The 12164-nt window shown below is 71.3% G+C and carries 9 protein-coding genes and 2 pseudogenes; 2 read left to right on the top strand and 9 right to left on the bottom strand.

Annotated features, from left to right (window positions below):
* From EAO73_RS36675 to EAO73_RS23165, 5 genes and pseudogenes are all read right to left on the bottom strand, one after another.
* Window positions 1-472: pseudogene (locus EAO73_RS36675) on the bottom strand (hypothetical protein); the annotation flags it as partial.
* A 95-nt stretch (window positions 473-567) separates the two neighbouring features.
* A complete protein-coding gene (ruvX, locus tag EAO73_RS23180; RefSeq protein ID WP_191134203.1) occupies window positions 568-1041 on the bottom strand; it encodes a Holliday junction resolvase RuvX in 474 nt (157 codons plus the stop codon).
* An 8-nt stretch (window positions 1042-1049) separates the two neighbouring features.
* Window positions 1050-3719 carry an alanine--tRNA ligase gene (alaS, locus tag EAO73_RS23175; RefSeq protein WP_147973386.1) on the bottom strand — a complete coding sequence of 890 codons (2670 nt, stop codon included), beginning with the start codon at window positions 3717-3719 and terminating at the stop codon, window positions 1050-1052.
* Window positions 3719-4072 carry a DUF6167 family protein gene (locus tag EAO73_RS23170; protein WP_147973385.1) on the bottom strand — a complete coding sequence of 118 codons (354 nt, stop codon included), beginning with the start codon at window positions 4070-4072 and terminating at the stop codon, window positions 3719-3721. The genes alaS and EAO73_RS23170 overlap by 1 nt, the downstream gene beginning before the upstream one ends.
* A gap of 7 nt (window positions 4073-4079) precedes the next feature.
* Complete coding sequence (locus tag EAO73_RS23165) at window positions 4080-4520, bottom strand: DUF948 domain-containing protein (protein ID WP_147973384.1); 441 nt, start codon at window positions 4518-4520, stop codon at window positions 4080-4082.
* A 215-nt stretch (window positions 4521-4735) separates the two neighbouring features.
* Here EAO73_RS23165 and EAO73_RS23160 point away from each other — a divergent pair.
* Window positions 4736-6977, top strand: a pseudogene (locus EAO73_RS23160) (ATP-binding protein).
* 18 nt (window positions 6978-6995) lie between these two features.
* Here EAO73_RS23160 and rpsD read toward each other — a convergent pair.
* Complete coding sequence (gene rpsD / locus EAO73_RS23155; protein WP_018524225.1) at window positions 6996-7610, bottom strand: 30S ribosomal protein S4; 615 nt, start codon at window positions 7608-7610, stop codon at window positions 6996-6998.
* Window positions 7611-7798: 188 nt separating this feature from the next.
* On the opposite strand from rpsD, the gene EAO73_RS23150 reads away from it, so the two are divergent.
* Complete coding sequence (locus EAO73_RS23150; RefSeq protein WP_191134174.1) at window positions 7799-8500, top strand: DUF2470 domain-containing protein; 702 nt, start codon at window positions 7799-7801, stop codon at window positions 8498-8500.
* Window positions 8501-8533: 33 nt separating this feature from the next.
* Here the strand turns inward: EAO73_RS23150 and EAO73_RS23145 are convergent, their stop codons facing one another.
* The 3 genes from EAO73_RS23145 to hisS form a co-directional block, all read right to left on the bottom strand.
* Entirely contained in the window at window positions 8534-9910 is a 1377-nt protein-coding gene (locus tag EAO73_RS23145) for a replication-associated recombination protein A (RefSeq protein ID WP_147973382.1), read from the bottom strand.
* A gap of 75 nt (window positions 9911-9985) precedes the next feature.
* On the bottom strand, window positions 9986-10621 hold the full coding sequence (locus EAO73_RS23140) for a vitamin K epoxide reductase family protein (protein WP_147973381.1): 636 nt from the start codon (window positions 10619-10621) through the stop codon (window positions 9986-9988).
* 278 nt (window positions 10622-10899) lie between these two features.
* A complete protein-coding gene (gene hisS / locus EAO73_RS23135; RefSeq protein ID WP_147973380.1) occupies window positions 10900-12162 on the bottom strand; it encodes a histidine--tRNA ligase in 1263 nt (420 codons plus the stop codon).
* Between the last annotated feature and the right edge of the window lie 2 nt (window positions 12163-12164).

Genomic DNA, 12164 nt, shown 5'->3' with positions numbered 1-12164 from the left:
GCGGGGGTGGGTAGGCGTCAGGGGTGCCGTAGTAGTCGTTCGTCTCGCCGTAGCCGTACGTGGCGACGGGCTGGCCCTCGTACGGCGGCATCGCCTGCTGGCCCGTGTCCCAGCCGGTGTCGTAGCCGGGCTGCTGCGGCTGCTGGCCGTACGGGTCCTGCGGCTGCTGCTGCCCGTACGCCTGCTGCTGGTACTGCTGCTGGGCGTACGGGTCCTGCGGCTGCTGCTGGGGATACTGCTGCTGCGCGTAGGGGTCGTGCGGCTGCTGCTGGTGCTGCTGCTGGTACGGGTCGTACTGGCCCTGCGGGTACTGCTGCCCGCCGTCGTACTGGTTCGTGCCGTCGTACTGGTTCCGGCCGTCGTACTGGGCCTGGCCGTGGGCAGGCTGCTGGTCGCCCCATCCCTGGTCCCCGTACAAGGGGTCCTCGGGATGCCATGGTTCGGAGCCGGGGCCCCGGCCATACTCAGTCATCGATCCCCTTGAGCCGCGAGACGATGTTCCGCCTCTTTGCTGTGCGGCGTGTGTTCGAACACCGCCGCATCGCGCGGAACGTTACCGTATTGCGATCAGACCACCACTTCGACGCCTTCGCCCGGCGGATGGCCCGATGCGCGCTCGGACTCCAGAGCGTTCTGAAGGATCACCACAGCGGCAGCTTGATCAATGACGGAACGGCCCTTTTTGGACTTCACGCCCGAGGCGCGCAGGCCCTGGGTCGCCGTCACTGTGGTCATCCTCTCGTCCACCAACCGCACCGGAATGGGTGCAACCGCACGGGCGAGCACGTCGGCGAAGGCGCGGACCTTGGCGGCCGCCGGACCTTCGCCGCCGCCCAGGGAGCGCGGCAGGCCGACGACGACCTCGATCGGCTCGTACTCCGCGACGATCTGGCCGAGCCGCCGGTGGGCGGCCGGGACGTCGCGTCCCGGCACGGTCTCCACCGGCGTCGCGAGGATCCCGTCGGGGTCGCACGAGGCGACCCCGATCCGGGCGTCCCCGACGTCGATCGCCAGCCGGCGACCGCGGCGCATCTGCGGCATGTCCGTGGTCACGCCGTCTCGGTGACGAGGCGTTCGACGGCGGCGACGGCGTCACCGATCGCCTCGGGGTTCTGGCCGCCGCCCTGGGCGACGTCCGGCTTGCCGCCTCCCCCGCCGCCGAGGGTCTTGGCAGCGGTACGGACGAGGTCGCCGGCCTTGAGGCCGCGCTCACGGGCCGCCTCGTTGGTCGCGATGACGGTCAGCGGGCGCCCGTTGGCCGTCGTGAACAGCGCCACCACGGCCGGGCGGCCGCCCTGGATGCGGCCGCGCACGTCGAGCACGAGCTTGCGCAGGTCGTCGGCGGAGGTGCCGTCCGGGACCTGGCCGGTGACCAGGGCGACGCCCCGGACGTCCTTCGCGGAGTCGACGAGACCGGCGGCAGCCGCGAGGACCTTCTCCGCGCGGAACTTCTCGATCTCCTTCTCGGCGTCCTTCAGCTTGCCGAGCATGCCCGCGATCTTCTCCGGCAGCTCCTCGGAGCGGCCCTTGACAAGCTCCTGGAGCTGGGCGACGACCGTGTGCTCCTTGGCCAGGAAGTTGTACGCGTCGACGCCGACCAGGGCCTCGATGCGGCGCACGCCCGAACCGATGGAGGACTCACCGAGCAGCTTGACCAGGCCGAGCTGGGCGGTGTTGTGCACGTGGGTGCCGCCGCACAGCTCCTTGGAGAAGTCGCCGATGGTGACGACACGGACCCGCTCGCCGTACTTCTCGCCGAACTCGGCGATCGCGCCCTGCTTCTTCGCGTCGTCGATCGACATGACCTCGGCCTGCACGTCGAGCTCGCGGGCCAGGACCTCGTTGATCTTCTGCTCGACGTCGGTCAGGACCGTGCCGGGAACGGCGGCGGGCGAGCCGAAGTCGAAGCGGAAGCGGCCCGGCGAGTTCTCCGAACCGGCCTGGGCGGCCGTCGGGCCGAGCGCGTCACGCAGCGCCTGGTGGGTGAGGTGCGTGGCGCTGTGGGCGCGGGCGATGGCGCGGCGGCGGGCGGAGTCGATGGCCGCGTACGCGGACGCGCCGACCGTGACCTCGCCGACCTGGACGGAGCCCTTGTGCACGGAGACGCCCGGGACCGGCTGCTGGACGTCGCGCACGACGATGACGGCGCCGCTGTCGAGCCGGATGCGGCCCTGGTCGGCGAGCTGGCCGCCGCCCTCGGCGTAGAACGGGGTGCGGTCGAGGACGACCTCGACCTCGTCGCCCTCGGTGGCGGCGGGCGAGGGGACGCCGTCGACGAGGAGGCCGACGATCGTCGACTCGCCCTCGGTCATGGTGTAGCCGGTGAACTCGGTGACGCCGGAGTTGTCGGCGACCTCGCGGTACGCGGACAGGTCGGCGTGGCCGGTCTTCTTGGCCTTGGCGTCGGCCTTGGCCTTGGCGCGCTGCTCCTGCATGAGGCGGCGGAACCCGTCCTCGTCCACGGACAGCCCCTGCTCGGCGGCCATCTCCAGGGTGAGGTCGATCGGGAAGCCCCAGGTGTCGTGGAGCAGGAACGCCTTGTCGCCGGCGAGGACCGTGCCACCGGAGGCCTTGGTCTCGGTGACCGCGGTCTCCAGGATGTTGGTGCCGCCCTTGAGTGCCTTGAGGAAGGCGGCTTCCTCGGCGAGCGCGACGGTCTCGATGCGCTTGCGGTCGGTGATCAGCTCCGGGTACTGCTGCCCCATCGTGTTGATCACGACGTCGACCAGCTCGTTGACGACGGAACCGGTGGCGCCCATCAGGCGCATGTTGCGGATGGCGCGGCGCATGATGCGGCGGAGCACGTAGCCGCGGCCCTCGTTGCCGGGGGTGACGCCGTCGCCGATCAGCATGACGGAGGTGCGGATGTGGTCGGCGACCACGCGCAGCGAGACGTCGGTGGCGTCGGCCGCGCCGTAGCGCACACCGGTCAGCTCGGTGGCCCGGTCCATGACGACGCGCAGCGTGTCGGTCTCGTACATGTTCTGCACGCCCTGCAGGATCATCGCGAGGCGTTCGAGGCCGAGGCCGGTGTCGATGTTCTTGGACGGCAGGTCGCCGAGGATCGGGAAGTCGTCCTTGCCGTCGCCGGCGCCGCGCTCGTACTGCATGAAGACCAGGTTCCAGATCTCCACGTACCGCTCGTCGTTGACGGCCGGGCCGCCCTCGACGCCGAACTCGGGGCCGCGGTCGTAGTTGATCTCGGAACACGGGCCGCACGGGCCGGGGACGCCCATGGACCAGAAGTTGTCCTTCTTGCCCAGGCGCTGGATGCGCTCGGCCGGGACGCCGATCCTGTCGCGCCAGATCGCCTCGGCCTCGTCGTCGTCCAGGTAGACGGTGATCCACAGGCGCTCGGGGTCGAGCCCGAAGCCGCCGCCCGCCACGGAGCTGGTGAGCAGCTCCCAGGCGTACTCGATGGCGCCTTCCTTGAAGTAGTCGCCGAATGAGAAGTTGCCGCACATCTGGAAGAACGTGCCGTGCCGGGTGGTCTTGCCGACCTCCTCGATGTCCGGCGTACGCACGCACTTCTGCACGCTGGTGACGCGCGGGGCGGGCGGCTTGACCTCACCGAGGAAGTAGGGCTTGAAGGGCACCATGCCGGCGGGGACCAGCAGCAGAGTCGGGTCGTCCGCGATGAGCGACGCCGAAGGGACAACGGTGTGACCGCGCTCCTCGTAGAAGCTCAGCCAGCGGCGACGAATTTCTGCCGACTCCATCAGTGGTCCTCATTCCGGTTGTACGAGTGGTAGGGGAGCTTGCGGTACGTGGCGGGCGCCGGGTGCGTCTCCGGCTCGGCCGCCTCGACGGCGAGGTGGCGCCGCGCGGGGAGTTCGGGGGCGACCGGGGCCTCCAGGCCCAGCGCCTCGCCGAGTTCGGCCTCGCGCCTGACCATGCCCTCACGGACGTCCAGCGCGAAGTCCTTGAGCTTGTGACCGGCCACGATCGCCTTGTTCGCGGCCTGCGCCGCGAGGCTCTCGGGGGTCAGCTGCTTGATCTTCCGGTTGACCTTGGTGGTGGCCCACACCCCGGCGGCTGCGCCGGCGGTGAACCAGAACGTACGGCGGAACATCGCTGCGTCAGTCCTTAGATCCGCGGGAATTTCGGCCGTTGCGCTTCCTGCCGCGCGCCGACGGCACGGTCCGGCCGACGATGACCGCACGCCGGGACCGCGCCTCCGGTTCGGGGGCGGACTTGCGGCCGATGGCCTGCCGGACGCCGTATCCGAACGCCGCGACCTTGACCAGCGGGCCGCCGAAGGTGGAGGCGACCGTGGTGGAGAGCGCCGAGGCGTTGGAGGTGACTTCCTGCACGTCCGTGGCGATGGCGTCGACCTTGTCGAGCTGGGTCTGCGCGGAGCGTACGGTCGCGGAGGCGTCCGCGAGCAGGGGGACGGCCTGTTCGGTCACGTCCGCCACAAGCTTGGTGGTCGCCCTGAGCGTCTGGGCGAGCCTCACCAGCACGACGGCGAGGAACGAAACCAGGATCGCCCAGAAGACGGCCACCAGAATCCCGGCCACCTCACCACCGGACACAGTGCACCGCGCTCTCTGGCTTGTCGTTGTCTCTGTCTTGTTCTCCTGCTCTGCGGCGAGGGCCGTCGTGGCGGCCGGTCGCCTTCCCCCGAGCCTATCGCGCCGGGGCTCACGCCCCGCACCCCACGACCGGCCGGACCACGGGAGTTCGGGCGACGAGATTGTACGGAGAGCTTTCAAGCCAGTACTCTGCGTGTTTCATGCGACGCCCTCAGCGCCCCTCTCCGCCCGCCGACGACTCCGGTGCCCCGGCCGCCGACCGCGACACCGGCGCGCTCCCCCACCCGGGCAACCTCCCTGCCGAGCTGAACGACTTCGTGGGCCGCGAGAGCGAACTCGGCGCCCTGGCAAGGTCGCTGGAGGACTCCAGGCTCGTCACGGTCACCGGGGTGGGCGGCGTCGGCAAGAGCCGGCTGGTCACCAGAGCGGCAGCGCTTTTGGAGAAACGGTACTGCGACGGGGTGTGGCTGGTGGAGCTGTCCACCGTCCACGACGCCGGGCTACTGGAACACGCCGTGGCCGCGGCGCTGGGCCTCACCGATCACACCGCCAGGCCGCCCCGCGCCGCCCTCGTCGAGCACTGTGCCGGCCGCGATCTGCTGCTGGTCCTCGACGGCTTCGAACACCTGGTGGACGACTGCGCCGCGCTGGTACGGGAGCTGCTGCGCCGCGCCCCCGGGCTGCGGGTGCTCGCGGCGGGCCGGCTGCCGCTGGAGCTGGAGGGCGAGGCGGTGCATCCGCTCGCCACCATGACGGACGAGGACGCGCTCCGGCTGTTCGCCGAGCGGGCCGCCGGGGTGCGCCCCGACTTCCGGCTGACCGAGCGCAGCCGGGGCCCGGCCCTGGAGCTGTGCCGCCGGCTGGACGGGATTCCGCTGGCCCTGGAACTGGCGGCCGGACGGCTGCGGGTCCTGTCGACCGAGCAGGTGCTGCAACGGCTCGACGACCGCTTCCGGCTGCTGACCGGCGGCAGCCGGGGCGCCCTGGACCGGCACCAGACGCTGCGCACGGCCATCGGCTGGAGCCATGAGCTGTGCGCCCCGCCGCAGCGGCTGCTGTGGGCCCGGCTCTCGGTCTTCGCCGGGCAGTTCGACCTGGAGGCCGTCGAGTACATCTGCAGCGGCCCGGATCTGCCCGCCGACTCGGTGCTCGACGTGCTCTCCGGGCTGCTCGCGCAGTCCGTGGTGCTGCGCGAGGACTCCCCCGTGGGCACCCGCTACCGGATGCTCGACACCGTGCGCGAGTACGGGGCCGAGTGGCTGGCCGCCACCGGGGACACCGACCGCCTGCGCCGGCGGCACCGCGACTGGTTCCTGGGCCTGGCGACCTGGTGCGAGCTGGACTGGTTCAGCCCCCGGCAGGCGGAGGTGGCGGCCCGGGTGGAGAGCGAGCTGCCGAATCTGCGCCGCGCCATGGAGTGCTCGCTGGAGACCCCGCAGGAGGCGCACCTGGCCCAGTACCTCGCGGGCACGCTGTGGTTCCTGTGGGTCGGCTGCGGACGGCTCTCCGAGGGCCGGCACTGGCTGGACCACGTCCTGGAGGAGGAGACCGCGTACGACTCCTCGCGGCTGAAGGCCCTGTGGGTGCTCGGGTACGTCGCGGTCCTCCAGGGGGACCCGGTGGGCGCGATCTCCGCCCTCACCGAGTGCCGCGAGGAGGCGGACGCGGCCGGCGACGCCACCGCGGCCGCGTACGCCGTACACCGCACCGGCTGCCTGGCCCTGGTCACCGACGACATGGAGCGCGCCCGCGACCTGCTGGGCGACGCGCTCGCCCGGTACCGGGAGCTGGGCGAGCTGAACAGCAACGTACTGATGGCCCAGGTCGAACTGGCCATGTCCACGGGCTTCCTGGGGGACCCGGAGCGGGCGGTCGCGATCTGCGAGGAGGTCCGGGACATCTGCGAGGACCACGGCGAGCGGTGGGCCCTGAGCTACGCGCTGTACGTCCTGGCCTACGCCACCTTGCAGCGCGGATTCCCGGAGCGGGCCCGGGAGCTGTTGGAGGAGTCGCTGTCCATCAGCCACTCCTTCCACGACCTGCTCGGCACCGTGCTCTCCCTGGAACTGCTGGCGCTCGTCACGGTGACCGAGGGCGACGCGGCCGAGGCGGCACTGCTCCAGGGGGCCGCCGACCGGATCTGGCCGTCGGTGGGGCTTCCGCTGTTCGGTTCGGCGCACTACGGGGCGCCGAGGGCCCGCTGCGAGGAGCTGGCCCTGCGGGAGCTGGGCGCGACACGGTACGCGGCCGCTCTGGGCGCGGGCGGGGAGCTGGGGACGGACGCGGCGGTCGCGCGGGCGCTCCTGGCGAGGCCCGGCGGGCGCGGGCAGGGCGAGGCCGGTGCCGGGGAGCCGGCCGGGGCCCCGGTGCCCGCGCCCGGCAGAACGCGAAAGCCCGCCGCCTCCCCGGGAACCGGGAAGGGGCGGGCCTGAGCGCCGGTGAAGAGCGGCTACGCCTGGATCAGCGGGCGTAGTACTCGACGACGAGCTGCTCGTCGCAGATCACGGGGATTTCCTTGCGGTTCGGGTCCCGGTCAAGGCGGAAGGCCAGGGCCTTCAGGTTCACCTGCAGGTAGCGCGGGGTCTCACCGTCGGTGTCGTAACCACCCTCGCGGGCCACCTGGAAGGGGACCTTGGAGCGGCTGCGCTCGCGGACCTGGACGACGTCGTCCGGGCGGACGCGGAACGACGGCTTGTCGACCTTGCCGCCGTTGACCTCGATGTGGCCGTGGACGACCATCTGGCGGGCCTGGTAGATGGTCCGGGCGATGCCCGAACGCAGGACCAGCGCGTCGAGACGCCGCTCGAGCTCGACGACGAGCGCCTCGCCCGTCTTGCCCTCGGCCTTCTTGGCGCGGTCGTAGGCACGCGCCATCTGGCGCTCGCTGATGTCGTACTGCGCACGCAGACGCTGCTTCTCCAGCAGACGGACCTTGTAGTCCGAGTTCTGCTTGCGGCCGCGGCCGTGCTCGCCCGGCGGGTAGGGGCGGGCCTCGAAGTACTTGACGGCCTTCGGCGTCAGCGCGATGCCGAGCGCGCGGCTCTTCTTGACCTTGGGACGCGACTGATTAGGCACGTTCTCCAGACCTCCGTTGTAGGTTAGGTTAGGCTCACCTTACTCAAGGAGATCGCATGTCTCGCCCTGGGAACACCACACACGTCACGGACAGCACAGACAGCATCGACGCACCTGATGGCGTCGAGATGACGGAGGACCGATCAGATCGTGGTCAGCCGCGTCCCAGCGGGCTTGAAATCACACGGATGCCGTCAGCAGCCGAGCGCACACGAACTCTCGTACAGAGTACCTGCTCCGCGGTACTGCTCGTTCCCGGGCTGGAAACAGCGGGCTGGGACCAGCTCACACCGCTGTCCCGCGGCGTGGGTCCGGACGGGGACGTGTTCCTGGAGTTCCCCGCGGACTCCCCGGCCGTACGGGCCGCGACACACGCCCAGGACGACGAGCTGCCGGCCGTGCTGGAGATCACGGACGTCGCCCCCGTCTCCGTACCCCACCGTATCCGCGGCCGCGGACGGGTCAGCGGCTGGCTGACCTCCGTGCCCGGTATGGCGGGCCCCGGCAGGATGCTGCTGCGGCTGGAGACCGGGGAGGCCCACATCGACGACCTGTGGGGGGTGGAGTGCGTCGACGCGGAGGCCTTCCGCGACGCGGCCCCCGACCCGCTGGCCGCCCACGAGACGGACCTGCTCCAGCATCTGTACGCGGGGCACGGCGAGGAACTGGCGACGCTGTGCGAACTGCTCGGCGAGCGCGCGGTGTGCACCTGCGCCGAGCACCGGCCGTCCGTCGTGCCCCTGGCGCTGGACCGGTTCGGACTGCGGGTGCGCTTCTGCGACCGGGACGGCGGCTGCTTCGACGCGCGCTTCGAGTTCCCCGAGCCGGTCCGCGACGTGGTCGAGCTCAGCCACGCCATGCACACCCTCTTCGCGGCGGCCGGGCACTGAGGAGCCCCCGCGTGAAGACCGCCCGCGGCCGGGTCAGGCCGTGCCCGTCCCGTCCTCGGCGTCCGTCCGGCCGAGCCGCTCCCTGACCCGGTCCACCACGTCCGCGTACCGTGCCTCGGCGCCGTAGCGGGTGGGGCGGTAGTACTGCTTGTCGCTCACGGCGTCCGGAGCGTACTGCTGGGCGGCGATGCCGCCGGGGACGTCGTGCGGGTAGACGTAGCCCTGGGCGTGGCCGAGCTTGGCCGCGCCCTTGTAGTGGCCGTCGCGCAGATGGGCCGGGACCGGGCCGGCCAGCCCCTTGCGGATGTCCTCGCGGGCCGCGGAGATCGCCAGCGTGGCCGCGTTGGACTTGGGGGCGAGTGCCAGGGCGATGGTGGCGTGGCTGAGGGTGAGCGCCGCCTCCGGAAAGCCGATCAGGGCCACCGCCTGGGCGGCGGCCACCGCCGTCGGCAGCGCCGTCGGGTCGGCGAGGCCGATGTCCTCACTGGCCGAGATCATCAGCCGCCGGGCGATGAACCGGGGGTCCTCCCCCGCCTCGATCATGCGGGCCAGGTAGTGCAGGGCCGCGTCCACGTCGGAGCCCCTGATCGACTTGATCAGCGCGCTCGCCACGTCGTAGTGCTGGTCGCCGTCGCGGTCGTACTTCACGGCGGCCCGGTCGACCGTCTCCTCCAGGGTGAGGAGCGTGATCTCCGTCTCCTGCTTGGACAGCGCGGCCCCGGCCGCGGCCTCCAGGGCGGTCAGCCCCCGGCGCGCGTCGCCCCCCGCGATGCGCAGCAGGTGCTCCTGGGCGTCCTCCGGCAGGCTCACCGCGCCGCCGAGCCCGCGCTCGTCGGTGAGGGCACGGCGCAGCAGACCGCGCAGGTCGTCGTCGGTCAGGGGCTCCAGTGTGAGCAGCAGGGACCGCGAGAGCAGCGGGGAGATCACGGAGAAGTACGGGTTCTCGGTGGTCGCGGCGATCAGGGTGACCCAGCGGTTCTCCACGGCGGGGAGCAGGGAGTCCTGCTGGGCCTTGGAGAAGCGGTGGATCTCGTCGAGGAAGAGGACGGTCTCCTTGCCGTAGCCCCCCGTGGCGCGGCGGGCGCCCTCGATCACCGCGCGTACTTCCTTGACGCCGGCGGTGATCGCCGAGAGTTCCACGAAGCGCTTGTTCGTCGCCTTGCTGACCACGTACGCGAGGGTGGTCTTGCCGATGCCGGGCGGGCCCCAGAGGATCACCGACGAGGGGCCCGCCGGCCCTCCGCTGCCCTCGCCGACCAGGCGGCGCAGGGGCGAGCCCGGCTTGAGCAGGTGCTGCTGGCCGACGACCTCGTCGAGCGTACGCGGACGCATCCGGACAGCGAGGGGGCTGCTGGACGGGTCCTTCTCCTGGCGGTCTTCGGCAGCTGCGGTAAAGAGGTCGGGCTCCACATCTCGAAGCCTATGCCACCCCACTGACAGCGCCGCCGGGCCGGACGTCCGGCCCGGCGGTACGGGAGGCGCCGGTCAGCTGGTCCAGAAGTCCCACCAGCGGGTCAGGATCAGCATGCCGATGATCCCGATCCAGAGCACCGGGGGCACCCAGTGGAACTCGGTGAGGCCGTTGCGCAGCCAGGCGGGCGCGGGGATGATCCCGTCCCGGATGTTGTGCGTGGTGATGTAGCAGAACATGAAGATGGTGGCGACCCAGGCCAGGCAGCACCACAGGCACAGCGAGTTGATGTTGTACAGCGACTGGTACTGGAGCCAGGTGCAGAAGCCGACGCCGAACAGCGTGCCCGCGTTCATGCCGAGCCAGTACCAGGGGCGGAAGCGGGCTCCGGCGAGCAGGGCCAGACCGATGGCGATGATCACCGGGTAGGTGACCATGCCGAGCCAGGGGTTGGGGAAGCCGAAGGCGGACGCCTGCTCGCTCTTCATGATGTTGCCGCAGGCCACCACGGGGTTGAGACTGCAGCCCGGGACGAAGGACGGGTCCTCCATCATCTTGAGCTTGTCGAGCGTGATGACCCATGCGGCGAGCGTTCCGGCGGCGCCCGTGATCATCAGCAGGATGGCCAGCGCGCGACTGCCGCCGAAGGTCCGCTTCCCGCCGCTCTCGTCCTGGTCGGAGGAGGGATGGTCAACCGCTGCAGTCGTCATATCGCCGTTTCCGTCACTGAGTAGCCTGCTGGGGCAGGGTCATTGTGCCGCACGGCTCGGCCGCTCTTCCGTTCGATGCACATAAAGGCGTACGCATCTCCGCGGGCCTGTGCGGGAGCGGAACCCCGGCCCCGCAGCCGCGACGAGGAACATCACGGTCCGCCCGGCCGTCCCCCACCGTCATCGGCCGCATGCACGGAATCACCGTCCGGGATGAATCCGCACCCACCGCGTTGACGCGAGGGCCCGGAGGCGGACGGACCGCCCCCGGGTACGTCTCACGCCAGGCGCGCGCGGACCGTCTCGACGACGTCGGAGACCGGGACCGGCGTCTGCTCGCCGGTCTCCATGTCCTTGAGCTGGACGTGGCCCTCGGCCAGGTCGCGCTCGCCGGCCACGATCGTGAACCGGGCGCCCGAGCGGTTGGCGCTCTTCATCGCGCCCTTGAGCCCCCGGCCGCCGTACGCGAAGTCGGCGGCGACGCCCTCCCGGCGCAGCCGGGTGACGACGCCGAACAGGACCCGGCGCGCCTCCTCGCCGAGCGGGACGGCGAAGACGCTGGTGGTGGAGGGCAGCTCCAGCTCGATGCCCTCGGCCTCCAGGGCGAGGACCGTGCGGTCCACGCCGAGCGCCCAGCCGACCGACGGGAGCGCCGGGCCGCCGATCATCTCGGAGAGGCCGTCGTAGCGGCCGCCGCCACCCACCGCCGACTGCGAGCCCAGGCCGTCGTGGACGAACTCGAAGGTCGTGCGCGTGTAGTAGTCGAGTCCGCGGACCAGCTTCTCGTCGTCCTCGTAGATCACACCCGCCTCGTTGAGCAGGTCGCGGACCTCCTCGTGGTACGCCTTGCAGGCGTCGCACAGGAAGTCGCGCAGCACGGGGGCGCCGGTCAGCTGCTTCTGGACCTCGGGGCGCTTGTCGTCGAGGACCCGCAGGGGGTTGATCTCGATGCGCCGGCGGGTCTCCTCGTCCAGGTCCAGCTCGCGCAGGAAGCCCTGGAGCGCGTCGCGGTAGACGGGCCGGCACTCCTTGTCGCCCAGCGAGTTCAGCAGGATGCGGAACTCGCGCAGGCCCAGCGCGCGGTACGCCTGGTCGGCCAGGATGATCAGCTCGGCGTCGAGCGCCGGGTCCTCGGCGCCGATGGCCTCGGCCCCGACCTGCGAGAAGTGGCGGTAGCGGCCCTTCTGCGGGCGCTCGTAGCGGTAGTACGAGCCGGAGTACCAGAGCTTGACCGGCAGGTTGCCGAGCTTGTGGAGGTTGGCCTCCAGGGCGGCGCGCAGCACGGACGCGGTGCCCTCGGGGCGCAGGGCGAGCTGGGAGCCGCCCTTGGTGGTGAGGGTGTACATCTCCTTGGTCACGATGTCGGTGGACTCGCCGACGCCGCGGGAGAAGAGGGCCACGTCCTCGAAGCCGGGGGTCTCGATGTAGCCGTAGCCGGAGTTCTTCAGCGGGGCGGAGATCGCCTCCCGCACCGCGAGGTACTTCGCGGAGTCCGGCGGGGTCAGGTCGTACGTGCCCTTGGGGGCCTTGAAGGTGCTCACGA

Origin of the sequence: Streptomyces sp. col6 (assembly GCF_008042035.1) — a bacterium.
GTDB lineage: Bacteria > Actinomycetota > Actinomycetes > Streptomycetales > Streptomycetaceae > Streptomyces.
This window is presented reverse-complemented; position numbering and strand designations above follow the sequence as displayed.